The 24,787-nt window shown below is 37.7% G+C and carries 29 protein-coding genes and 1 riboswitch; of the genes, 2 read left to right on the top strand and 27 right to left on the bottom strand.

Going from position 1 to position 24,787, the window contains the following annotated elements; all coding sequences use genetic code 11:
• Window positions 1-11: 11 nt before the first annotated feature.
• From yunB to EUC40_RS01990, 18 genes are all read right to left on the bottom strand, one after another.
• Complete coding sequence (gene yunB / locus EUC40_RS02075; protein ID WP_071712695.1) at window positions 12-743, bottom strand: sporulation protein YunB; 732 nt, start codon at window positions 741-743, stop codon at window positions 12-14.
• A gap of 54 nt (window positions 744-797) precedes the next feature.
• On the bottom strand, window positions 798-1,100 hold the full coding sequence (locus tag EUC40_RS02070) for a YunC family protein (RefSeq protein ID WP_000248460.1): 303 nt from the start codon (window positions 1,098-1,100) through the stop codon (window positions 798-800).
• Window positions 1,101-1,165: 65 nt separating this feature from the next.
• Window positions 1,166-2,557, bottom strand: a complete 1,392-nt coding sequence (locus EUC40_RS02065) for a bifunctional metallophosphatase/5'-nucleotidase (protein ID WP_156573416.1) — start codon at window positions 2,555-2,557, stop codon at window positions 1,166-1,168.
• Between the two features lie 503 nt (window positions 2,558-3,060).
• Window positions 3,061-4,458 carry a Fe-S cluster assembly protein SufB gene (gene sufB / locus EUC40_RS02060; RefSeq protein ID WP_001118824.1) on the bottom strand — a complete coding sequence of 466 codons (1,398 nt, stop codon included), beginning with the start codon at window positions 4,456-4,458 and terminating at the stop codon, window positions 3,061-3,063.
• Between the two features lie 48 nt (window positions 4,459-4,506).
• Complete coding sequence (gene sufU, locus EUC40_RS02055; protein ID WP_000009523.1) at window positions 4,507-4,938, bottom strand: Fe-S cluster assembly sulfur transfer protein SufU; 432 nt, start codon at window positions 4,936-4,938, stop codon at window positions 4,507-4,509.
• Entirely contained in the window at window positions 4,928-6,148 is a 1,221-nt protein-coding gene (gene sufS / locus EUC40_RS02050; protein ID WP_050844670.1) for a cysteine desulfurase SufS, read from the bottom strand. The genes sufU and sufS overlap by 11 nt, the downstream gene beginning before the upstream one ends.
• Window positions 6,148-7,440, bottom strand: coding sequence for a Fe-S cluster assembly protein SufD (gene sufD, locus EUC40_RS02045; RefSeq protein WP_156573414.1), 1,293 nt, complete (start codon window positions 7,438-7,440; stop codon window positions 6,148-6,150). The genes sufS and sufD overlap by 1 nt, the downstream gene beginning before the upstream one ends.
• Before the next feature lie 15 nt (window positions 7,441-7,455).
• Window positions 7,456-8,241 carry a Fe-S cluster assembly ATPase SufC gene (gene sufC, locus EUC40_RS02040; RefSeq protein ID WP_000929163.1) on the bottom strand — a complete coding sequence of 262 codons (786 nt, stop codon included), beginning with the start codon at window positions 8,239-8,241 and terminating at the stop codon, window positions 7,456-7,458.
• Between the two features lie 238 nt (window positions 8,242-8,479).
• On the bottom strand, window positions 8,480-9,286 hold the full coding sequence (gene metQ / locus EUC40_RS02035) for a methionine ABC transporter substrate-binding lipoprotein MetQ (protein ID WP_000722406.1): 807 nt from the start codon (window positions 9,284-9,286) through the stop codon (window positions 8,480-8,482).
• A gap of 72 nt (window positions 9,287-9,358) precedes the next feature.
• Window positions 9,359-10,171, bottom strand: coding sequence for a methionine ABC transporter substrate-binding lipoprotein MetQ (metQ, locus tag EUC40_RS02030; protein ID WP_071712702.1), 813 nt, complete (start codon window positions 10,169-10,171; stop codon window positions 9,359-9,361).
• Between the two features lie 23 nt (window positions 10,172-10,194).
• Entirely contained in the window at window positions 10,195-10,860 is a 666-nt protein-coding gene (locus tag EUC40_RS02025) for a methionine ABC transporter permease (protein WP_071712703.1), read from the bottom strand.
• Entirely contained in the window at window positions 10,853-11,878 is a 1,026-nt protein-coding gene (locus EUC40_RS02020; RefSeq protein ID WP_000601748.1) for a methionine ABC transporter ATP-binding protein, read from the bottom strand. Before EUC40_RS02020 ends, EUC40_RS02025 begins: the two co-directional genes overlap by 8 nt.
• Before the next feature lie 179 nt (window positions 11,879-12,057).
• Window positions 12,058-12,165: riboswitch (SAM riboswitch) on the bottom strand.
• 125 nt (window positions 12,166-12,290) lie between these two features.
• Window positions 12,291-12,635, bottom strand: coding sequence for a hypothetical protein (locus tag EUC40_RS02015; RefSeq protein WP_156573412.1), 345 nt, complete (start codon window positions 12,633-12,635; stop codon window positions 12,291-12,293).
• A gap of 152 nt (window positions 12,636-12,787) precedes the next feature.
• Entirely contained in the window at window positions 12,788-13,096 is a 309-nt protein-coding gene (locus tag EUC40_RS02010) for a thioredoxin family protein (RefSeq protein WP_208814640.1), read from the bottom strand.
• Window positions 13,097-13,099: 3 nt separating this feature from the next.
• Window positions 13,100-13,444, bottom strand: coding sequence for a toprim domain-containing protein (locus tag EUC40_RS02005; protein WP_000640869.1), 345 nt, complete (start codon window positions 13,442-13,444; stop codon window positions 13,100-13,102).
• A 684-nt stretch (window positions 13,445-14,128) separates the two neighbouring features.
• Window positions 14,129-14,512, bottom strand: a complete 384-nt coding sequence (gene gcvH / locus EUC40_RS02000) for a glycine cleavage system protein GcvH (RefSeq protein ID WP_000026898.1) — start codon at window positions 14,510-14,512, stop codon at window positions 14,129-14,131.
• Window positions 14,513-14,553: 41 nt separating this feature from the next.
• Window positions 14,554-14,919, bottom strand: a complete 366-nt coding sequence (locus tag EUC40_RS01995) for an arsenate reductase family protein (protein WP_002129756.1) — start codon at window positions 14,917-14,919, stop codon at window positions 14,554-14,556.
• A 500-nt stretch (window positions 14,920-15,419) separates the two neighbouring features.
• Window positions 15,420-15,947: a hypothetical protein gene (locus tag EUC40_RS01990; RefSeq protein ID WP_098914920.1), complete on the bottom strand. Its 528-nt coding sequence runs from the start codon at window positions 15,945-15,947 to the stop codon at window positions 15,420-15,422.
• A 146-nt stretch (window positions 15,948-16,093) separates the two neighbouring features.
• Here EUC40_RS01990 and EUC40_RS01985 point away from each other — a divergent pair, with 146 nt between their 5' ends.
• Complete coding sequence (locus tag EUC40_RS01985) at window positions 16,094-16,741, top strand: phosphatase PAP2 family protein (protein WP_000713767.1); 648 nt, start codon at window positions 16,094-16,096, stop codon at window positions 16,739-16,741.
• A gap of 66 nt (window positions 16,742-16,807) precedes the next feature.
• On the opposite strand, the gene EUC40_RS01980 is transcribed toward EUC40_RS01985, so the two are convergent.
• The 4 genes from EUC40_RS01980 to EUC40_RS01965 all read right to left on the bottom strand — a co-directional run bounded on the left by EUC40_RS01980 (window position 16,808) and on the right by EUC40_RS01965 (window position 19,487).
• A complete protein-coding gene (locus tag EUC40_RS01980) occupies window positions 16,808-17,821 on the bottom strand; it encodes a PTS sugar transporter subunit IIC (protein WP_000666163.1) in 1,014 nt (337 codons plus the stop codon).
• A 22-nt stretch (window positions 17,822-17,843) separates the two neighbouring features.
• Window positions 17,844-18,794: an L-lactate dehydrogenase gene (locus tag EUC40_RS01975; protein WP_071712739.1), complete on the bottom strand. Its 951-nt coding sequence runs from the start codon at window positions 18,792-18,794 to the stop codon at window positions 17,844-17,846.
• Window positions 18,795-19,039: 245 nt separating this feature from the next.
• Window positions 19,040-19,288: a spore coat protein gene (locus tag EUC40_RS01970; RefSeq protein WP_001002992.1), complete on the bottom strand. Its 249-nt coding sequence runs from the start codon at window positions 19,286-19,288 to the stop codon at window positions 19,040-19,042.
• A 13-nt stretch (window positions 19,289-19,301) separates the two neighbouring features.
• A complete protein-coding gene (locus tag EUC40_RS01965; protein WP_071712708.1) occupies window positions 19,302-19,487 on the bottom strand; it encodes a hypothetical protein in 186 nt (61 codons plus the stop codon).
• A gap of 222 nt (window positions 19,488-19,709) precedes the next feature.
• Here EUC40_RS01965 and EUC40_RS01960 point away from each other — a divergent pair, with 222 nt between their 5' ends.
• Entirely contained in the window at window positions 19,710-19,949 is a 240-nt protein-coding gene (locus tag EUC40_RS01960) for a hypothetical protein (protein WP_156573408.1), read from the top strand.
• A gap of 186 nt (window positions 19,950-20,135) precedes the next feature.
• Here EUC40_RS01960 and EUC40_RS01955 read toward each other — a convergent pair whose 3' ends face one another.
• From EUC40_RS01955 to EUC40_RS01935, 5 genes are all read right to left on the bottom strand, one after another.
• Entirely contained in the window at window positions 20,136-20,855 is a 720-nt protein-coding gene (locus tag EUC40_RS01955; protein WP_156573406.1) for an MBL fold metallo-hydrolase, read from the bottom strand.
• Window positions 20,856-20,916: 61 nt separating this feature from the next.
• On the bottom strand, window positions 20,917-21,204 hold the full coding sequence (locus EUC40_RS01950; protein ID WP_156573404.1) for a DUF2178 domain-containing protein: 288 nt from the start codon (window positions 21,202-21,204) through the stop codon (window positions 20,917-20,919).
• Entirely contained in the window at window positions 21,201-21,428 is a 228-nt protein-coding gene (locus EUC40_RS01945; RefSeq protein ID WP_000813846.1) for a helix-turn-helix transcriptional regulator, read from the bottom strand. The genes EUC40_RS01950 and EUC40_RS01945 overlap by 4 nt, the downstream gene beginning before the upstream one ends.
• 129 nt (window positions 21,429-21,557) lie before the next feature.
• On the bottom strand, window positions 21,558-23,342 hold the full coding sequence (locus tag EUC40_RS01940) for an acyl-CoA dehydrogenase FadE (protein ID WP_000416298.1): 1,785 nt from the start codon (window positions 23,340-23,342) through the stop codon (window positions 21,558-21,560).
• Window positions 23,343-23,605: 263 nt separating this feature from the next.
• Window positions 23,606-24,778, bottom strand: coding sequence for an acetyl-CoA C-acetyltransferase (locus EUC40_RS01935; RefSeq protein ID WP_001206342.1), 1,173 nt, complete (start codon window positions 24,776-24,778; stop codon window positions 23,606-23,608).
• Window positions 24,779-24,787: the final 9 nt, after the last annotated feature.

The raw sequence follows: 24,787 nt of genomic DNA, 5'->3' as shown, positions 1-24,787 counted from the left end.
TTTTTATTTATCTAACTATCCGTTTTCTTCTTATCCGGTACAACAACACTTCCACTTCCGTAATAAGTAGGCACTTCTCCTTGAACGATACGCGTTGCAATCGGAACATTTTGTTTCACCTTTATTTCTTTCGTATGAAATGGAATAATCACCTGTAATGTTACTTCCATCTCCATAACAATTTGAATCGCTGTCGTATTAATCCCATGCGGCTCAATTTTTTGTTTAATATCCGTATTCACATGACCAATGGTAGTGAAATCAATTGGAATATCTGGTCCTATATTTCCAAGAAGCGCATTATCCGTTACACGCCCAAAAGGAACCGACATCGTTGCCCCATTTTTTTCAGAAAGACCTAGCTCTTTCAAATTACCTTGCTCTACTTGCTGTAAATATTTTTCTATGTATGTGGTCGTTGACGTTACGATTTCATTTACTTGCTTCGTATTTAAATTAATTGTGGATACTTTCCCGTTTTTATCATTTTGTACTTTCATTAACGAATCGACATCGAACCCTTCATTAATTCTGTCTTTTACCGCCTTCGTCATAACCGCTGTCGCCATTTTCTGCGTCTCTACTTCTCCATATTTAATTAATGTCGGCTGAATACCGCTATTTACAATCCATAATCCTTGCACGAGTAATATGACAAAAAGAATAAACGACATAAGCAGTATGTGCCGAAAGGAAATAGGGCCCCTTCGAAACCGCGAATTTTTCGAACGAAATATACTCATAAAAAAACCTCCTTCTTATATCATTTCTATGCAAGAAGGAGGGACGATATATGCTTATCTCATTTTTAATAATGCTTCTTTTCCGATTGTGCCAGCCGTAATACCTAAAGCTTCGGCTTCAATCGTTACTGATTCTAGCGGTGCTTCAAGAAGTTGTTCAATCGTTCTCACACCAACCGCGCGGCCAGCGATAATTCCTCGATCACCTAACTTCTCATTTAAAAGACCTACATCTAATGCACCGCACATAATATATCCTTTATCGCTCATTACAGCTAGCAAGTTTGTCTTTGGAAGTTTGACGCTAACGGCAATAAACGTATGATTATCGATTATAATTGGCTCCACATTAACCATAGTTCACACTCCTCTCTTTCTTATCTGTATGACAAGAGAAAAATGAGTGTTACAAGTTAACTAGCCTATAGTTTGACGGAAGATGTATGAGTTATTAACACCTCTGTCAACACATCTCTAAGTAATTCTGGCATATAATATTGTTTGTCAGGAAGTGTGGATAGCTCTGGGTATAAGTAGCCAAATGTAAACATATCAATTGTTCCTACCGTATATATACGATCTAATTCCAGCGATTCCCCGTTAATTAATACATCTTCCAGTAAAATTTTATTCCCAGGAATCGTATCTGGAATGACTTCTACACCAGCGTAAATCATTTTCCCCATTACTTTTCCACGAAATCCGAATCCTTTCACCTCAAGGTTCTCCATATTCGGGCGGCGCGCTTTCAAAATAACTTCCCTTAACGTTTTCCCTGGCACTTTTAATAAACATGGATTAATTGGATGTGGACAAATTCTGTGAATATCTCCGCGCGTCACAACACCTTCTTTTAGTCCTTCAAGAAGTACACCAGCGTTCACCATGCCAATCTCTGCATCACACCACGTTTTCAGCGCATTTGCTAACATGTGCGCAAACGTCGTCTCATGAAACCAATCGACCGGTAGTGATTCTTTTAAATGAACGACAGGCTCTGCCATTATATGTTTACTTTCCTCCTGCAGCACTTCAATTGTGGATAACGGTTCGCTATAAGCACCTAACCGTTCTGTCTTAATCGCTCTACCGTCTTTCTTCAATAGTTTCTTCGTCTCTTTATCCACAGTAAGCTGTACGTGACCAACGTAACGTCCCCACTTTTCACAACAACAAAGCAAAGTATTATTCATAAGAACGCCTCGCTCAAATAAATGATGCGTATGTGCTCCTAAAATAACATCTATATCATAATGCTCTGCCATATACTCATCCATGCTTTTTCCAAGGTGAGAAAGGACAACAGTAACATGAGCCGTATCCTTAACCTCTTCTAAAATGGATTCTAAATGGATAATCGGATCCTCAATATGCCAATCAAGCATCTCATAAAAGTCTGGATATGCAACCGTTAATCCGATAAAAGCAATCGTAATACCATCTGTCGTTGTATGTAATTTATAAGGCTTTGCCCATGCTGGACGTATACCTTCTTTTTCAAATAAATTCGCAACGAGCACCTCAAACCCAGCATCATCATATAAACGGTTCAAATGTTCCTTCGCTAACGTAATTCCTTCATTATTTCCAATCGTTACATAATCAAATAACGCCTCATTTAAAAGCTGCGTATTTCCAAGCCCATTTGTCGCTTCCGAAATACTATGAAAACGATCCACATGATCGCCAATATCTACAGTTAAAACAGCCTCTCCCGCTGCCTGTCTTCGCTTTTTCTCTCCTTGTACAAACCGAGAAATTTGTGGCCAATTTTCAAAATGACTATGTATATCGTTTGTATGATAAAGGTGGATGATTGTTTCTTTATTTATATTCAGAGAAAAAACCTCCTCTCAGTTCCTTACTGCCATTTACGCTATACGTACGCAATAATCCTGTAAATACTTTTCGTCTTTTCTTGCTATTTTACATTGTACTCGCATTATGAGAAAAAGCAAAAAATTGCCCTTTTCATATGAGAAGCTTTATATTACTTTTTCTAGTTTGAGGAGATTTTCTGTGGAACGATTGTAGCTAGAGGAGATGATGGAGGTTGGAGATTTGGGATTTGTCAGTATCTTTGCCTCACTTACCTGCTTTTCGTATAGCTGCCGGGTATACATTCCTCTCTGCCATGTCGTAATTTGTTGGTAAGTCGATATTCCTTGTCGAAACGTCGATATATTTGAAAAATCGTTGATATATTTAGTTGAACACCCATCCTGGTATCCCCGCCTCTTCTCTTCTCATCTCGATCCAGCACGAGCTTACACAACATAAAAAAGCGCCCTGCACAGCAGGGCGCTTCCTTAATCTATTAACCAATAGAACCTTCCATCTCAAACTTGATTAGACGGTTCATTTCAACTGCGTATTCCATTGGAAGTTCGCGAGTGAATGGCTCGATGAAGCCCATTACGATCATTTCTGTAGCTTCTTGCTCAGAAATACCGCGGCTCATTAGGTAGAATAATTGTTCTTCTGATACTTTTGATACTTTCGCTTCGTGCTCAAGTGAAACGTAATCGTTTTTGATTTCGTTGTAAGGAATTGTATCAGATGTAGATTGGTTATCCATGATTAACGTGTCACACTCGATGTTAGAGCGAGAGTTTTTCGCTTTTGGTCCGAAGTGTACGATACCACGGTAAGTTACTTTACCACCATGCTTCGCAATCGATTTAGAAACGATTGTTGAAGACGTGTTTGGTGCTAAGTGAATCATTTTCGCACCAGCATCTTGGTGTTGGCCTTTACCAGCAATCGCGATAGATAATGTTAAACCACGAGCGCCTTCGCCTTTTAAGATAACTGCTGGGTATTTCATCGTTAATTTAGATCCGATGTTACCGTCAATCCATTCCATCGTTGCGTTTTCTTCACAAACCGCACGTTTTGTAACTAGGTTGTATACGTTGTTCGCCCAGTTTTGGATTGTTGTATAACGGCAATATGCATCTTTCTTGATGATGATTTCTACTACCGCACTATGAAGTGAGTTAGTAGTGTAAACAGGTGCTGTACAACCTTCTACGTAGTGTACGTGTGCGCCTTCGTCTACGATGATAAGCGTACGCTCGAATTGTCCCATATTTTCAGAGTTAATACGGAAATACGCTTGAAGTGGTGTATCAACTTTAATACCTTTTGGAACGTAGATGAATGATCCACCAGACCAAACTGCAGAGTTTAATGCAGAGAATTTGTTGTCTGTTGGTGGGATTACTTTTCCGAAATGCTCACGGAAAATGTCTTCGTTCTCTTTTAATGCGCTATCTGTATCTTTAAATACGATTCCTAGAGCTTCTAGGTCTTCTTTCATGTTGTGGTATACAACTTCAGATTCGTACTGTGCAGATACACCAGCTAAATATTTTTGCTCAGCTTCTGGAATACCTAATTTATCAAATGTCGCTTTAATTTCATCAGGTACTTCATCCCAAGACTTCTCAGATTTCTCAGATGGTTTTACGTAGTACGTAATTTCATCGAAATCTAAGTCGTTTAAGTCGCCGCCCCATTGTGGCATTGGCATTTCGTAGAACTTATCCAGTGATTTTAAACGGAAGTCTAACATCCACTGTGGTTCTTCTTTCATACGTGAAATCTCTTCAACGATCTCTTTTGTTAAACCGCGTCCAGCACGGAAAATCGAAACGTCTTTGTCTTTGAAACCATATTTATAATCGCCGATATCTGGCAGTTGCTTCGCCATGTTGGTGTGTCCCTCCTTAGATAACCTCGTTTTTAGGAACCTTTAACATTACTTATCTTCGTTTAAGCCCTTTTCTAACGCTTTCCACGCTAATGTCGCACATTTAATACGTGCAGGGAACTTGCATACGCCTTGTAATGCTTCAATATCTCCTAAATCGATGCTGTCATCGTACTCTTTTCCTAGCATCATGTCAGAGAAAATTTTAGAAAGCTGAAGTGCCTCTTCAATTTTCTTACCTTTTACTGCTTGTGTCATCATTGAAGCTGAAGACATTGAGATAGAACATCCTTCGCCTTCAAACTTCGCTTCTTGTACAATACCCTCTTCCACTTTCATCGTAAGTTGAATACGATCACCGCAAGTTGGATTGTTCAAGTTAACGGTAACACTATCTTCTAACACGCCATGGTTACGAGGATTCTTATAATGATCCATAATAACTTGACGGTATAACGTATCTAAATTATTAAATGACATTTGTGAAATACTCCTTTGTCTTGATTAGCGATTCAACAAATGTATCAATTTCTTCTTTTGTATTATATAAATAGAAGCTCGCACGTGCTGTTGAAGAAGCTTTCAGCCACTTCATAAGCGGTTGTGCACAGTGGTGTCCTGCGCGAACTGCAATGCCTTCTACATCTAATACAGTCGCTACATCGTGAGGATGTACGTCTTCAATATTAAATGTAACAAGACCAGCGCGATGCTTTGGACCATAAATTGTAACGCCGTCTACTTCTGATAGTCTTTCTAAAGCGTATTGCGCTAATTCATGCTCATGCTTTTCAATATTCTCAAGACCGATTTCTTCTAGGAAATCAATTGCCGCACCAAGTCCGATTGCATTACCGATAATCGGTGTACCTGCTTCAAACTTCCACGGAAGCTCTTTCCAAGTAGATTCTTGTAAATCCACGAAATCAATCATTTCACCGCCAAATTCAATTGGCTCCATATTGTTCAGCAATTCTTTCTTACCATATAATACGCCGATACCTGTAGGTCCGCACATCTTATGAGCAGATAATGCGTAGAAATCACAGTTTAAATCTTGTACATCCACTTTCATGTGAGGTGTACTTTGTGCACCATCAACGACCATAATTGCGCCGTTTTCATGTGCGATTGCTCCGATTTCTTTTACAGGGTTAATCGTTCCAAGTACGTTTGATACTTGCATAATAGAAACGATTTTTGTATTCGGTGTAACTGTTTGACGAACATCTTCTAAAGAAATTGTACCGTCTGGTTGAAGCGGAAGGTATTTTAAAGTTGCACCCGTTTTCTTCGCAACTTGCTGCCACGGAATGATGTTACTATGGTGCTCCATGTAAGATATAACGATTTCATCGCCTTCTTTTACATTTTCAAGACCATAGCTAGCCGCTACTGTATTTAATGCAGTTGTCGTTCCGCGCGTGAAAATAATCTCTTCCATTGATTTCGCATTGATGAACTTGCGAACTTTCTCGCGTGCACCTTCATACGCGTCGGTAGCTTTCGTACCGAGCGTATGAACACCGCGATGCACGTTAGAATTATATTCTTTATAGTAACGTTCTAACGTTTCAATGACTTGAATTGGTTTTTGAGAAGTTGCTGCACTATCGAAATAAACAAGTTGTTTGCCGTTCACTTTTTGATCAAGAATTGGAAACTGTTTGCGTATTTCATGAATATTCATTAGCGAACTTTCCTTTCAATTACCTCAACAAGCTGTGCCTTTACTCCTTCAATTGGAAGCTCATTAACTACAGGTGCTAAGAATCCATGGATGACTAAACGTTCTGCTTCGCGTTTTGGAATACCACGGCTCATCAAGTAGTATAGTTGGTATGGATCTACGCGGCCTACTGAAGCTGCGTGACCTGCCATAACATCATCTTCGTCGATTAAAAGAATTGGGTTTGCATCCCCACGAGCTTTTTCATCTAACATAAGAACGCGAGAAGATTGTTGTGCATTTGATTTAGATGCACCGTGCTCAATCTTACCGATTCCGTTAAAGATAGATGTTGCACTATCTTTTTGTACACCGTGTTTTAAAATCCAACCTTCAGAATGTTTACCGAAGTGAACAACTTTAGTTGTAAAGTTTTGCGTTTGGTTACCACGGCCAATTGTTACTGTTTTCGTATCAGCATATGAACCGTCGCCCATTAAGTTCGTAACGTTCTCTGAAATTGTGTTTCCGTCATTCATAAGGCCTAGAGCCCAATCAATACGGCCGTCGCGTCCTACTGTACCGCGGCGGTTCACGTAAGTTGTTACGTCTTTTGCTAATAGATCAACCGCACCGAATTTCACTTGTGCGCCTTGTTCCACGATTACTTCTGCTACGATATTTGCAATACCTTTAGCATTTTCATTTGCAACGTAGTTTTCTACATAAGTTGCAGTACTGTTCGCATCAGCTACGAATAATACGTGGTTATATACGTTAGCTTCTTCGCCGTCTACTAAGAATACAGCTTGAAGTGGAGTTTCAAGAACAACGTTTTTCGGAACATATACGAATGCACCGCCGTTGATTAATGCAGCATGAAGTGCAGTTAGACGATGCTCGTCTACTTTCACGCCATCTTTCATTAAATACTTTTGTAATAGTTCAGCATGCTCAGTTGCTGCTGTTATGATATCTGTGAAAATAACACCTTTTTCTTTTGCTTCGTCTGCTAAAGAAACGAACGCAGTTGTACCAGTACGTTGCACTAATACGCTGTTATTTTCATCGATTAAGTTTTTCACTGCTTCTGGAAGCTCTGTTAAAGAACTTACAGGCTCTTGCTTAGCAGCGTCGCCTTTTCCGATAAAGTCCCATTTTTCAATTTTCGTTTTATCAGGCGTTGGCATTGGAAGTTCAGTTGCTTGTGCAAGAGCTTGTAAGCGGAACTCAGTCAACCAAGCAGCTTCGTTTACTTCGCTTGCGCGTTGACGGATTGTTTCTTGATCGAAAGGTAATGTACCGATTGTCATATTTATGCTCCTCTCTTACGCTTCTTGCTCTGTTGTTTCGTCTTCAATACCTAATTCTTTTTTAATCCAGTCGTAACCTTCAGCTTCTAGACGTTGTGCAAGCTCAGGACCACCAGATTTAACGATACGACCGTTCATCATAACGTGAACGAAGTCTGGAGTGATGTAGTTTAATAAACGTTGGTAATGCGTAATCATTAGGCAACCGAACTCTTCGCCGCGCATTTGGTTAATACCTTTAGATACAACTTTTAATGCATCGATATCAAGACCTGAGTCGATTTCGTCTAAGATTGCGATTTTTGGCTCAATCATCATTAATTGAAGAATTTCGTTACGTTTTTTCTCACCGCCAGAGAAACCTTCGTTTAAGTAACGTTGTGCCATTTCTGGATCCATTTCTAGGAATTCCATGTTTTTATCTAAAGTACGGATAAATTTCATAAGAGAAATTTCATCGCCTTCTTCACGACGTGCATTAATTGCAGAACGTAAGAAGTCAGCGTTTGTAACTCCGCTAATTTCACTTGGGTATTGCATTGCTAGGAATAGACCTGCTTGTGCGCGCTCGTCTACTTCCATTTCTAATACATCTTCACCGTCGATGATGATACTACCTTCTGTTACTTCATACTTTGGGTGACCCATAATTGCAGAAGATAAAGTTGATTTACCTGTTCCGTTAGGTCCCATAATTGCGTGGATTTCTCCACCTTTTACTTCAAGGTTTACACCTTTTAAAATTTCTTTGCCATCAATTGATACGTGTAAGTCTTTAACCGTTAATGTAGAACCAGCCATCTCAATACCTCCATTAATCCTATATATACATTTTAAAAATTCCTAAAACGTTCATATTCTCATTTTATTCTCATTCTAATTTTATATCAAATAAAATGATATCGCAAACGGCGAAAAAAAGTAACAATTTTTTCACAAATGTATATAAGTATTTCCCTTGCATCCTTATATGATACACCTTTCTTCTTATTTATATAAAGAAAAAAGGACTGGTAATTTTCCAGTCCTTTCCTCATATTTATTCACTTACCGGAAGTACAGCACCTTTATATTCTTTATTAATAAAGTCTTGAATTTCTTTTGAATGCAGTACTTCTACTAATTCTTTAATTTCTTTTTTCTTCTCGTCACCTTTACGAACTGCAATAATATTTGCATATGGAGAGTCTGATCCTTCAATCGCAATTGCATCCTTTGTTGGATTTAATTTCGCGTCAATTGCGTAGTTTGAATTAATAAATAAAGCATCCCCTTCATTATTTTCATACAGCTTCGGTGAAAGTCCTGGTTCCACATCTGTTTTAAACTTTAAGTTCTTCGGATTTTCTACAACATCTTTTACCGTTGCCTTAACAACATCTACACCATCTTTTAATTTAATAACGCCGCCTTTTTGTAATAAAGCTAGCATACGCCCACGCTCAGCTACGTTATTACTCATAATAACTGTTCCGCCATCTGGAAGTTCTTTTAAGCTCTTATATTTCTTAGAATAAATGCCCATTGGCTCTAAATGGATTTTTCCTGCGTTTACAATTTTATATCCCTTTTCTTGAATTTCTTTATCTAAGTAAGGAATATGCTGGAAGTAGTTCGCATCAATTTCTTTATCCGCTAACGCTTTATTTGGTAATACATAATCTTGAAACTTTTTAATCTCTAGCTTAATACCTTTTTTCTCTAATATCGGCTGTGCCTTCTCTAAAATAACAGCGTGCGGCACGTTAGAAGCTCCCACAACAAGCTTATTCTCCTCTTTCCCCCCGCAAGCAGCTAATGTAAATACAGACAACGCTGTAACGACTGACAGTAGAATCTTTTTCATATGATATCCCCTTCTCCCTTATAGTTATGTAGTTATAAAAAGGGCCGGCGTACACCAACCCTTCCGCAGCAATTATTCTTTTACAGGAACAACTGCCCCTTTATATTCTTTGTTAATAAAGTCTTCGATTTCTTTAGAGTGTAATACTTCTACAAGAGCTTTAATCTCTTTCTTATCTTTATCGCCTTTACGAACAGCTACTACATTTGCGTACGGTGAATCATTTCCTTCAATTGCAATTGCATCTTTTTCCGGATTTAACTTCGCATCAATTGCATAGTTTGAGTTAATTAAAACTGCGTCGCCTTCTTTATTGTTATACACTTGTGGTAATAAACCAGGCTCGATATCCGTTTTGAATTTTAAGTTTTTCGGATTATCCGCAATATCTTTTGGAGTTGCTTTAACTGGATCTACTCCGTCTTTAATTTTTAAAATGCCTTCTTTTTGTAAAATTGCTAAACCACGTCCATGGTCAGCAACTGAGTTACTCATAATAATTGTCGCTCCGTCTGGAAGCTCTTTTAAGCTTTTATATTTTTGAGAATATACGCCAATTGGTTCTAAATGAATTTTTCCTGCTACTTCAAAATCATATTTTTTATCTTTAATTTCTTTTTCTAAATACGGAATGTGCTGGAAATAGTTAGCGTCTAACTCCTTATCCGCTAACGCTTTATTTGGCAACACGTAATCTTGGAATTTTTTCACTTCTAATTCAATTCCTTTTTTCTCAAGTAACGGTTTTGCCTTTTCTAAAATTTCAGCGTGCGGTACGTTAGAAGCCCCCACTACTAGTTTCTTTTCGTCTTTATCTTTCCCCCCGCAGGCAGCTAACCCAAAAATAGAAGTTGAAATAAGTGCTGTAAGTAATAATTTTTTCATTTGAAACATCCTCCCGTTTTTTATTATCGTTTATCTATTCGAGTCGTTACACGATCACCAATCCACTGAATGAAAAATACAACTAGTAATACACAAATTGTCGCAACGATTGTTACGTCGTTATTTCCTCGTTGGAATCCTTCTAAATAAGCAAGTGTTCCAAGGCCACCAGCACCAACAACTCCTGCCATTGCTGTATAGCCTACTAAAGCAATTGTCGTTACCGTAATACCAGATACTAATGCTGGTAATGATTCTGGAATCAATACTTTTAAAATAATTGTGCTTGTTTTTGCTCCCATCGCTTTTGAAGCTTCAATTACACCTTTATCAATTTCACGAAGTGCAATTTCAACCATTCGTGCATAGAATGGTGCCGCTCCGATGATTAAAGCTGGCAACGCTGCACTCGCTCCAAGAATTGTTCCAAGAAGGATTTTCGTGAATGGGATTAATAAAATAATTAAAATGATGAACGGTATAGAACGGAATATGTTTACGAACGCTCCAATCACCGTATTAATCGATTTGTTTTCCCATAAATTATCTTTCGCTGTCATGAAAAGTAACAATCCTAAAATAAGTCCTAAAATAAATGTAGCAAGAGCTGCGATTGCCGTCATATATAACGTTTCACCAGTTGCTTCTAACATTTGATTCCAATCAACATTTGTGAGTAACTTATCCATGTGCAATCACCTCCAGCTCTACTTGATCTTGATGAATTCCTTCTATCGCTTGCTGGATCGCTGTTTCCTCACCATTTAAATGAACGACTAAACTACCGTAAGAGCCGTTATTCGTTTGTGCGATATTTCCCTGCAAAATGCTTACTTCTATATCACTGCGCTGCATTAATCTTTGAAGTACCGGTCTTTCTACAGCCTCGCCGATAAACTGCAAGCGGATTACTTTTCCATCTGGATATTTTTCAATTAAACTTTCAATCGTCTCATTTGTATCTTCAGAATCCGTTAACTGTTGTACAAATCGTTTCGTAATGTCCTGCTGCGGATTACGGAATACGTCAAGTACTGGACCCGTTTCTACAATCTTTCCTCTCTCCATTACCGCAACGCGATTACAAATCTTTCGAATTACATGCATCTCATGTGTAATGAGTACAATTGTTAAACCGAGACGCTTATTAATATCTAATAGTAAATCTAAAATTTGATCTGTCGTTTCTGGATCAAGAGCTGACGTCGCTTCATCACATAAAAGTACTTGTGGATTGTTAGCCAATGCTCTCGCAATACCAACGCGTTGCTTTTGTCCACCACTTAACTGAGATGGGTACGCGTCTCCTCTTCCTTCTAATCCAACAAGGTGAATTAGCTCATCAACACGTTTTCTTCTCTTTTCCTTATCGACGCCTGCAATCTCAAGTGGAAATGCAATATTTTCACGTACAGTTCGTGACCAAAGTAAGTTGAAGTGCTGAAAAATCATTCCGATTTCTTGCCTTGCCTTACGAAGTTCGCTTCCTGTAATTGCTGAAATGACACGATTTGCAATTGTAATTTGGCCAGAAGTTGGTTTCTCCAACTGATTGAATAATCTAATTAAAGAACTTTTTCCAGCGCCACTATATCCGATAACACCAAATATTTCACCTTTATCTATTTTTAAATTGGCATTATCTACAGCAGTGACATCACCGCTTTTTGCTTTATATATTTTCTTTACATTCTCTAATAAAATCATGGTGTATCACCCCTATTTTGTTTGGATCGACTCCGCAATTTTTTATTTTTGATGCGTGTAGTCCACCGTTATCATTACTTTTATTATTTGAATGTCCTCCACATTCAAACAATAAAAAAACCTTTCTGCTTTAGAGAAGCAGAAAGGTTTATATGCGTATATAACAACATTATCCCTCTCTCTCATCTCTCAAAGCATTTGCTTTGCAGGAATTGGCACCATTTCAACATAAGTTGACGGTTGCCGGGCTTCACAGGGCACAGTCCCTCCACCTCTCTTGATAAGAGAAATCAGATTAAATTTTCGTCTGATTTGTAATTTATGAAATTGTCTATATTTTATGAATTGAATTGTATCAATATCCACACACCATGTCAACAGAAATTTTCATAAAAAATGAAACTTCAGAATTTTAAGCACCTACTGACATCGGTTTACATATATGAAACATCGACTCGACTAATAGCATCGTTCGATACGTCCCAGAATAATGTACACGTCCATCATTCATTAACATTTGTAATCGTGTATTTCCGTTCACTAGTTGTTCTACACCTTCTTCATCTACACACACGATTTGTTCTGTTCCTCTTTCCTCTTGCAACAGCTCTATATAATCTCTTGAAATTTGTAACGAGCAACATTCATCTCCAAAACGGAAATTAACAATTCTTTCTCCTTGTCTTAGAAGTGGTTCTAAATGGTATTGACCGTTAGCGTAATTTACAAATGATTGCAGCAAAGAATATAATTTCACCCTAAATCACATCCTTCATATCACTTTCTATTACATACCATTCCCTCTCACTAAAGAGCAATCCTGTTATTTTCGCTCGACAAATACTGTACCTACCCTGCATCTCGACATATTTCCCAAGAAATATGTCGAGGCGGCAAAAACTTTGCCGCCTACTTTAATTCCGTATATAAATATTCAACCGAATGAAATGCATATATCTTCTTCATGAGTGTCCCATTTTCAAAAACAAGTAAACACGGTACACTTTCGATTCCATACTCTTTCGCTAAATGCGGAGCAAAATTCAAATCTAACATTCCAATTTTCAGATCCTCAATTGTCATCTCAACAATCGTTAACATCTTTTTTGCTAATTGGCATGTTCCACACATCGGAGTATATACATATAACACTGTTTTTTCTTCGTTCTCTATTAGGGCTGTAGCCTCGGCTCCTGTCCAGTCAATCACTTCTATCATTCCTTACCGTAAATATTCTGTATAGACGTCAATGTCAGCTCCCCATAATACATTTGCTAAGTGTGAAGACGGCGCAGTTGCCACTTCTCGGTATGAGCGATCGATATAAATATGCTCTGCTTGCGGAAATTCTTTTCGAAATTGTTTCCTTAACTTTTCTCCAGCATCATCAGCATCCACTAGCACATACACTTCCTTATCAAAAAACTGATCAACGAGCTCATCCATTTTCGACAAACCAATTGTACCATTTGTACAAACAATTTCCACCGGTTCACGAATAATAGATTCAATCTTTCTTCTATCTGATGTACCTTCTACAATAATGACCTTTTCTACATAAATCATATGTCATCACCCGATCACCATATACTATACAACCTTTAACTTAGTATATAGTATATTCGTTATTTTCATGTTGTTTCCTGTTTATTTTTGCAAAAGAAAAGCGCAAGCGGCTTACTCAGAACAAGAGGGCATTGGAACTACTGAACTAGAGGCGCTTTTTGCCTCAAGTGAAGGAGTGAAATGACCGAATGTTCTAGCCGCTGGAGCTGGATCATAACGAAAAGCGGAACCGACTGTTTAGCCCTATTGGCTAAGGTTCTTTCGCACAGAAGACGCTTTTTGTCTTCTCGTGCGGAAGGTTCTTAGACATGAAGGGCTAGGAGGTGAAGCTGGACAATGAAAAGCGCAAGCGGCTCGTTCAGATTGTGAGGGGGATGGAGCTTCTGACGTAAAGGCGCTTTTTGCCTTGCAGGAAAAAGCGAAGCCACCGAACAATCTAGCCGCTGAAGCTGGACAATAACGAAAAGCGGAACCGACTGTTTAGCCCTGTTGGCTAAGGTTCTTTCGCACAGAAGACGCTTTTTGTCTTCTCGTGCGGAAGGTTCTTAGACATGAAGGGCTAGGAGGTGGAGCTGGACAATAAAAAGCGTTCTCCTACACGATAATTAGTATATGATTCTACGTTCATTATTTTACACAAAATAAAAAAGGACAGCACAAAGGCTGTCCTTCAGTCGACTATAATTAGTCTTGGTTTGTCATTTCTGCATATTTTTCTGCAGTTAATAACTTCTCAACTTGGCTTGCATCAGAAAGTTCAACTTTAACCATCCATGCACCCTCGTATGGAGATTCGTTAACAAGTTCTGGTTGGTCACTTAATTCTTCGTTTACTGCTACAACTTTACCGCTTACAGGTGCGTATAACTCAGAAACTGTTTTAACAGATTCTACGCTTCCGAATGGCTCGTCAGCTTGGATTGTTGCACCTACTTCAGGAAGTTCAACGAATACGATATCGCCTAACTCACCTTGTGCAAAGTGAGTAATACCGATAACAACTTCATTACCTTCAGTTTTTACCCATTCGTGTTCTTCAGAGTAACGTAAATTATTTGGAATGCTCATGACTGTACCTCCAGTGAATGTATTAATTATGTAAAAATACCTTATTGGTACTTTTTCCACACACTTTCAAACTGCTCTTCGTTAAAACCAAGTGTTACACTCGTTCCATCTGTTACGATTGGACGTTTAATCAACATGCCATCAGATGCTAAAAGTTCGTACATTTCGTCTTCACTTGCATCTTTTAACTTATCTTTCAGACCAAGTTCGCGGTAACGCATTCCACTTGTATTAAAGAATTTTTTTAATGGTAACTCACTTTTTTCATGTAAATTACGTAAATCTTCTTTTGACGGTGGATTTTCAACAATATGAATCATCTCATATGCTACATCGTTTGCCTCAAACCATTTCTTTGCCTTTTGACATGTGCCACACTTTGGATATGAATAAAATGTTACTGTCATAAATTCACCTACTTTTTTACTAACCTTTACCTTTATCATATAGAAAACGTTTTATTATTTCAAACGATTATTCGCTAAACTTTTACTTATTTCGTGATAAATTTTAATAATCCTGCGAATTTTTCTTATTTTTCCGCCATTTGTAAGAAAAAAATAAATTATATATTTTTTTAGATTCTTCTCGCCAGCTGCACCGAACACATATCTTAAACAAACGTTTGATTAATTTCCTATTTTTCTTCTTTTACTTTAAACTGCCTCGATTCTTCCCTACCGAACATACATCTTAAACAAACGTTTGATTAACTCCCTATTTTTTCTTCGTTTCCTTTCAGCTGCATTGATGCCTCCCTACCGAACATACATCTTAAACAAACGTTTGATTAATTCCTTATTTTTCTTCTTTTCCTTTGATATGTACTGATTCTTTCTTACCGAACATACACCTTAAACAAACGTTTGATTAAAAATAAAAAAGGGCCCTTTGACAGGCTCCTTCATCATCGACTTAAATAATCTGCAATTGTTTGAAATACTACGATATACATATTATGAATACTTTCTTCTGTATTTCCACCATTTGATAAACCAACTGCCCATTGTTGCCCTTCACCACTTCCGATATTTGCAAAGCCTTGCGTATACATAGCATTTACATCTTTTCGTGCACTGTCATATTCTATATTTTTTGTAATAAAAATTGAATATGATTTATCTTGTAAACCAATAAAAAACACTGGTTTCTTTAGCGATGAAAACACATTTTTATACTGCTCTGTTGAGGCTTCTTGAAAGTGATCTTTCATTATTAGAAAACCGTCCACTTCCTTAGATTTCTTTTCCAGTTCCTCTAGCTTTATTTTCTCAAACTTTACATTCCTAAACGTATCTTTCGGCTTTTCGCCAACAACTCCAATTACGAGTGCTCTCCCGTTATATTCTAATTTCTCTCCTTCATTATCTTTGGCACACCCAGCACCGACTAGGCATAACAATATAAAAATTAAGAAATACGATAAACGCTTCATTTAGCACCCTCTCCTTCTTTTAAGTCAAGTGACAAAAACGTAAGATTAGTTCAAGAAAATGTAAGTAAAATCGATAGCCCCATTCGCGTTTCTATATTATAATCAATTGAATTTACTTACATTACTAAAAAACATAGGAGATTGTCATGAAGAAATTTAAACTTTCATCTTTTCTTCCGTTAAGTTATATACTTCTACTCGTACTCGTAAGTCCCCTTTACGATGTATTAAATAAATCAACTGTTCACGCAGTAGACGTCACAACAGTAGTAGATGATTGGATTCCATTTGTAAAAGCATTTATTATTCCTTATTTACTTTGGTTCCCATACTTATACGGTGCACTTATTTATTATTGTTTTGCTGATCGAAAGCAATATTACGTGACTTTAAGTAGTATCATTCTTGGCAAACTTGCTTGTTTTTCTGTTTATTATTTTTGGCAAACAACAGTACCGCGTCCAACAGTTGTTGGAACAGACGTGTTTTCCGAACTAGTTCGCTATATTTATAGTATCGACCAACCGGTCAACTGTTTCCCTAGCATTCACGTCCTTACTACATTTGTAATTATGCTAGCTGCCTTTAAACGTAGAGAACAGCATGCTTTTGAATATTATATTCTTACTTTCTTCGGTACACTGATCATTTTATCAACGTTATTTACGAAGCAACATGCATTTATAGATGCTCTTTCTGGAATGACGCTGGCAAGCGTACTTTACTTCGGTGTTCAGCTATTGTTAGCAAAAGAACCAATAAGAGTTCCAGTAAAACAAAATCATAAAATGTAACGTAACAAAAAAGCAGACTGTGGCTTCTTCAGTCTGCTTTTATCTATTATTAAGGAGATTTTCAATTTAAGATTGCGGTACAGTCATATCACCAGAATGAATACGACCTGCTTTTTTAAGAGCGATGTAAAGTATATAAGAAACAGCTACTGGAATGATGATATAAGTGATTACCATCGCTGGGACAACTTCCCATCCTTGGCTGGAAATTAAATTAATTGGTGCGATAAGAGAACTTAATCCAAGACCTGCAATTTCTTTCCCTGCTTCTAGCTGGAAAATTAATGCGGATACTGGGCCAACTATGGCGCTGGCGACGACAGTTGGGACGAGAATCATTGGATTTTTAGTAATGTTTGGCAACTGTACTTTCGGAGTACAAAGGGCCTGAGCTAATATGCCGCCTAAATTATTTTCTTTTGCTGAGATGACAGAGAATCCGATAAACTGAGCAACACATCCGGCAAGAGCAGCACCACCTGCAACGCCATCTAAGCTAAGCGCTATCGCTAATGCAGCTGATGAAGCTGGAGAGATAAGTAACAGTCCCCAAACTACTGCAATGACGATAGAAGCAATGAATGGGCTACCAGCTGAACTATCTTTAATAAATGCTCCAACTGCATTTAAAACCGGGCTAATATTTTGTGCTAACCAAATACCGACTAAACCAGAACCTAATATTGCTGCAAATGGAACGAGCATCATATCTAAAGCAGTTTTTCCGCTTAAACGTTTACCAATATATACAGCTAAAGTTGCTGTTAATAACGCTCCAATTGGCTCACCTGTTTTAATGATTAAACCAGCTTCAGTAATTGAAATAGATCCGGCACCAATCGCTCCAGCTACCATCGCTGAGAAGATAACAAGACCGTTTGCACCGAGCATAAAAGCAATCCCGGCTCCAATGGCTGGTGCCATAAGTGATTTTGCAACAACTCCGATTGTAATCAGTAATGGGATATCAACAATTCTTCCTATATTTTCGATCAGTAAACCAATTCCGAGGGATACGAAAATACCTTGCGCAATTCCAGCAGATGCTTTAAATACACGAGACATTATATATTCCTTCATTTGTTTCACCTTCTCCTATAAGTTAGTAACCAATTGTTTTCATATACTCACGTAAAATATCGTTTGATTTTGCGAATCGAGATTCTTCATCCTCTGTTAAATTTAGTTGTACAACTTCTTTCATACCATCTCTAGTAATAATAGCTGGCACCCCTGTACAAATGTCATATTCACCGTACTCACCATCTAAAATAGCTGATACAGCAATTACACGGTAATCATCATTAAAGATTGAGCTTGCAATATATGCTAGAGAATTTCCGATTCCGTAATAAGTAGTACCTTTTCGTTTATAAATTTCCCATCCAGCTTTTGCAGTCTTCTCAACAATTTCATCTAAATCTATTTCACCGAAACGTTCTTTTTTCTCTTCTAAAATTTGCAGAACTGGCTTTCCTCCAACAGTTACATGTGACCAAGCAACCATTTGAGAATCCCCATGCTCTCCTAGTGAATACCCATGAATGCTACGAGGATCTACATGTAACATTTCAGATAAAATTGTTCTTAAGCGAGAAGAATCTAATGATGTACCTGTACCAATTACACGATTTCTAGGTAATCCTGATAATTTCCACACTTGATATGTAATAATATCAACTGGGTTCGATGCGATTAAGAAAATACCGTCAAATCCACTTTCCATGACACCGCCAACAATGCTTTCCATAATCTTTGCACTTGCTCCTAAAGTATCTAAACGACTTTGTCCAGGCTTTGGTGCTGGTCCTGCTGTAATAATAACAATGTCCATATCTTTGCAGTCTTCATAGTTTCCTGCATATACTTTTGTTCTTGTATTTGTAAAGTTAATGCAATGTGATAAATCCATCGCTTCCCCAACTGCACGTTCATGATTTATATCAATTAATAATAGCTCTTCGCAAATCCCTTGATTTACAATGGAATACGCACAACTTGATCCAACTAATCCAGTACCGATAATTGCAATTTTTCTTGTATTTCTTTTCATAGCAATCTCTCCTAATTGATCATATAATCTATTTCTTTTCTTCTTTACACTCTTAATTATAGAGATTACGACGATAGAAACCATGGATACTTTGTGAAATATTGAACAAAGTATTTGTCCTTTTTGTGAATTGTTATATTCCATTTTCGTCATATTTGTTACAACTGGAAAAATATTTATTATATATTTATTGACATGCAAAATAAAACGAGCGAATCCATATTCGCTCGTTTTTTTCATCTCCATTATTCCGCACTTAATTGACTTTTCAATTGCTGCACAATCATCGGATTCGCAGGTGCTGCTGGCTTATAATAACTCTTTTGCTTCGCGTACTCATACATATTACGTTGGCGCATCTCATCTTGATTACGAATTTGAATTAATGTTTGATGTAATTGTTCATTATCAGACTGAGAAATATAATTTGCATAACTTGTTAAACTTGCATTTAATCCTGCTAAATAATCATTTACCATATCTTTTTCATTCATCTTTCGCTTCCTCCTATCCTAAGAAAGTCATTAATTGTTGTTTCGTATTTCTTGCATCTTGTGCATCCTTTTGTAGCATTTGTTTCAACTGTGGATCTGTACAAGCCTGTGCATACTGCTCTAACTTGTTAATAACTGTTGCGTGTCCACCAATTAAATGACGTAAGTTCTCTACTTCAAGCTCTGTTAAATTTTGCATAGAATACTCCTACCTTTCTTCTTTCATTCACCATTTATTATTTGATTCTTTTTCAATCGTATTCATAAAAAAAACTTTCTTACATTTCCTTCATACTAAAACCAATCGCATCTATTTATAAAAACATAAAAATGTTATAATTACATAAAAATACATTTCTTTAAAATATCCCCTTATGATCCTACATACTTAACAAACAAATCATAGTAAGAAGGTGTGCTTATGCAAAAATTTAAAGGTATCTTCTTTATTGTGTATGCACTCTTATATGTAAAACTTGTAATTGATGTATTAACTGTAAAACCACTATTCACTTCTATACCTTTACACATATTATTTCTCATTTGTTTTCTATTTATAGCACTTAACAATTATAAAAATCGCAACACTATGTTTTTCTTAATATTTATTAGTGCAACTCTATTAGTAAGTATCAGTTTAATTAAAAATACCCTTTTATAAACTCTACATAACAAAGGAGCACTGAACATGAAAACCCACGAATTTCTTACAAAAACCCAAGAAACTTATAACCCTAACCAAAGCCAAGATCCTTTTATATTTATGTTTTTCAGTTTCCTATTAGCGATATACACATACTTAAAACCCACAAAGTAATATCATCTAACAAAAAGAGCCTCTACTGATTTAGAGGCTCTTTCTACTTAAATTCCGCTTTGCTTCTTCAATCGCCCGTTGCATTTGCACGAATGGATCTTTCATCATTTTCCCATGCCCTGTCGCCAATATAGTCGGCTCATATTTCAGCAACTTTTTGGCGCTTGTTAACGCGACTTCTGCATCCCAAGTGCCAAACACAGGAAACGGAAACAGCCACTTTATTTGTCCTGCAACCGCTACTCCTCCTCTCGTTTGAAATGCGTCTCCTACAATGAGTGCATCATTTCTCGTATCTAAAAATGCCATTGATCCCGGCGTATGACCTGGAGCTGCAATCGCTACAAGAGAACCAATTTTATCTCCCTCTTGAAGAAGAATATCTGGGATTGTATTTATCTGTTTTGACACTCCCACTTTTATTGGTGTGTTTCGTTCTCCCTCTTGCAGTGCCTTATCTCCTTCAAGTAAACAAGCATCTCTTTTAGAAACATAGACCGGAACATCCGGCAGCACTTGTTTTATAGCATCGAGCGCTCCTATATGATCATCATGCGCATGTGTAATAACGATATTCGTAATCGGCTTTCCTATTTTTCGAGCTAATTCTAAAATCTTCTTTGCACAAAATGGCAAAGCCGCATCTATTAAAGTTAATCCTCTTTCTTCTTCAATAAAATAACAGTTAATCGGAAATAGATGCGGGAAAAACGCGATTTGATGAACTGTTCCTACTCTTATTAACTGCATCCTCTTTACCTCCATAAAAAAAGCTGTTTACACATACATATGTAATACAGCCCTTTTCCATTTAATATTTTCTTTTCAAAACTACGATAGTTAAAGCGTAAGAACAAAGTACCCCTGCTAATAAAAACGCATTTGCTAATTTATATTGTTCGCCTGTCAACGAATATAGATTCCCAATTAAAAAGATGATTAAATATAGAAATAAAAATACAAATAACGAAATTTTAGCTGCATTCCCTGTAATATGCTCGCCTCTTTCGTCTTCCCCCTCATTCTTCTGAAAACGTGTTGAATATAAAACACCTATTAGTCCTGCTACTGAGATTATTATCCCTACTACAATACTCATTCCGTTTCCCCCTCTATCTTATATTGAAAAACTTCATGAAACTCCTTACCTAAAATACGTGCAATTTCAAAAGCTAAAATTAAAGATGGATTGTAACGATTCGCTTCAATTGAAGCTATTGTTTGTCTACTTACCCCAGCTTGGTTCGCTAAATCAGTTTGTGACCAGCGTTTTTCTGCCCTTAGTACAACGAGATTATTTTGTAACGTTCCGCTCTGTTTCATAACCTCTCCTTTTTTACATTATTTTCTATATTTTAATTGTAATTTATTTTCAACATCATGTAAACTATTTTTAACATCGATAAAGATAAAAAACCAGCAGCCACAAGGCTACTGGTTCTCTTTCATCTATTAAACTGTGTAACGCTCATCTTCTAAAATTTTCGCAGCGATTTCACGTTTCTTCGGAATTACGTTAAGTGGTGTGTGGCGTGTTAATTTACGTAATGATGATAACATCATGCGCAGCATGTCGCCATTTTCAACTGCGATAAGTGTTTCTTTCGCATCTGCTTCAATTTCGTTGAATGCTTCTTGGCAGAATACTTCAGTGTATAAAACTTTTTGTTTATTCTTTTCAAGACCAGTCGTTTTAATTGCTTTTTCTGTACGAAGAACAGCTGACTCCATTGCGTATAGGTTACTTACGATGTCAGCGATATTCACAAGAATTTCTTGCTCTTTATCTAATGCTTTACCGTATTTTTGAGCAGCTAATCCAGCTACCATTAAGCCGATTTTCTTCGCGTTAGTTACTAAATATTTTTGAAGTGCTAATGGCTCATCGCCTACTTCTTCTGGCATCATCATCATTAACTCTTCTTGTAATTTTTGTGCTTTTTGAAGAAGTGGTAATTCACCTTTCATTGCTTTACGTAAGAACGTACCTGGTACGATTAGGCGGTTAATTTCGTTCGTTCCTTCGAAAATACGGTTAATACGAGAATCGCGGTACATTCTTTCAATCTCATACTCTGCCATAAATCCGTAACCACCGTGAATTTGAACACCTTCATCTACTGTATAATCTAGTACTTCAGAACCGAATACTTTATTTAAAGAGCACTCGATTGCATATTCAGCGATAGAAGCTGCTACTGCTTTACCATCTTTTACTTCTTCTTCAGATAATGTGCTCATGCGGCTTTCGAATAAACCTACTGTACGGTATACAGAGCTTTCAGCTGCATATGTTTTTGCTGCCATATTCGCAAGCTTCTCTTGAATTAATGGGAAGCGAGCGATCGGTTGTTTGAACTGTTGACGTTGATTTGCATATTGTGCTGAAATTTCTACTGCACGTTTCGCAGATCCAACTGTACCAACACCTAATTTGTAACGGCCGATATTTAAAATGTTGAATGCGATAATATGACCTTTACCGATTTCACCAAGTAAGTTTTCTTTCGGCACTAATGCATCTTCTAAAATTAACGTACGAGTTGAAGAACATTTAATACCCATCTTCTTCTCTTCTGGGCTTGTAGATACACCAGCGTATTCTTTCTCTACGATAAATGCTGAGAAGTGCTCTCCATCAATTTTTGCGTACACGATAAATACGTCAGCGAATGCAGAGTTTGTAATCCATTGTTTTTCACCGTTTAATACGTAATGTGTACCTTCTGCATTTAAACGTGCAGTTGTTTTTGCACCTAATGCATCAGATCCTGAACCTGGCTCTGTTAATGCGTATGCAGCTAATTTTTCACCAGTTGCAAGTAATGGTAAATACTTTTTCTTTTGCTCTTCGTTACCGAATAATACGATTGGTAACGATCCGATACCTACGTGCGCACCGTGAGTAATTGCAAAGCCACCAGCGCGAGAGAATTTCTCTGCGATTAACGCTGAGCTTACTTTATCAAGGCCAATTCCGCCGTACTCTTCTGGTACGTCAGCGCCTAATAAACCAAGTTCACCAGCCTCTTTTAAAAGACGAACTGAACGATCAAATTCATGTTGCTCTAAATATTCAAGCTCTGGAAGAACTTCATTTACGATAAAGTCCTCTGTCGTTTTCGCAATCATTTTATGCTCAGATGAAAAATCTTCTGGCGTAAACACTTGATCAATCGTAATCTCATCAACTAAAAAACTACCGCCTTTAACCGCACTTCCTACTGTTTTTTCCATGAAAATTTCCTCCTTCATATTTTCATGAGCAGCTTCTCTCTTTTTGAAAGAAGCTGGCTCTCCCTTTTGTTTGTATAAACCTTTGTTGCTTCCATTCTTTGCATTGGTGGTGTCTCGTTCTGAGCGAGCCACCTGCACTTTTTTTAATCCAGTTCCAGCGGCTAGAATGTTCGGTGGCTTCGCTTCTTCCTGCGAGGCAAAGAGCGCCTCTACGTCTGAAGCTCCATCCCCCTCACATTCTGAGCAAGCCGCTTCCACTTTTTTTATAGTAATTCAAACACTCCCGCTGCTCCCATTCCGCCGCCGATACACATTGTTACGATACCGAATTGTTCGTTGCGGCGTTTCATTTCGTGAATAAGAGATAGTGTTAGTTTTGCTCCTGTACAACCAAGTGGATGTCCAAGTGCGATTGCACCGCCGTTTACGTTTACTTTTTCTTCATCTAATCCAAGTTCACGAATAACTTGAATTGATTGTGAAGCGAATGCTTCATTTAGTTCGAATAGGCCAATATCAGATAGCTCTAAACCAGCTAATTTTAACGCTTTCGGAATTGCAGCGATTGGGCCGATTCCCATTACTTCTGGTGGTACGCCAGCTACTGCAAATGAACGGAATTTCGCAAGTGGTTTCATGCCATCACTCACTGCTTTTTCACGATCCATTAATAGTACAGATGCTGCACCGTCACTCATTTGTGAAGAGTTACCAGCTGTTACAGAACCGCGAACGTTAAATGCTGGACGTAATTTACCTAAAATGTCTAGCGTCGTTTCTGCTCTTACACCTTCGTCTTGTGCGAAAATGATTGTTTCTTCCTGCAGTTTGTTATTTGATCCAACAGTACGTAACGTTACATCTACAGACACTGTTTCATCAGCAAAGTTCCCTGCAGCTAATGCTTTTGCAGCGCGTTGATGACTTCTTACTGCAAATGCATCTTGCTCTTCACGAGAAATTCCATATTTCACAGCAACTTGCTCTGCTGTATGTCCCATACCCATATAATATTCTGGAGCCGCTTCTACAAGGCGACTATTCGGACGAACAACATGCCCCATCATCGGAACTAAACTCATTGACTCCGCTCCGCCTGATAATACAGCTTCAGAGTGACCAAGCATAATGCGCTCTGCTCCGTAAGCGATACTTTGTAAACCTGAAGAACAGTAACGGTTAATTGTAATAGCTGGAACATCGTAAGAAAGTCCTGCTAATCCGCCGATATTACGAGCCATATTTAAACCTTGCTCTGCTTCTGGCATCGCACAACCGAAGATTAAATCATCGATTGGTCCTTCATAATTCGCACGCTTTAACGTTTCCTTTACTACTAACGCCCCTAGATCGTCAGGACGAACTGTTTTTAATGAACCCCTCTTTGCTTTTCCAATTGGTGTTCTTGCTCCCGCAACAATGACAGCTTCTCTCATGAACGATAT

Source organism: Bacillus luti, assembly GCF_009739945.1.
GTDB lineage: Bacteria > Bacillota > Bacilli > Bacillales > Bacillaceae_G > Bacillus_A > Bacillus_A luti.
The sequence above is the reverse complement of the archived record's forward strand: the minus strand, read 5'-3'. Positions and strand labels throughout refer to the sequence as shown.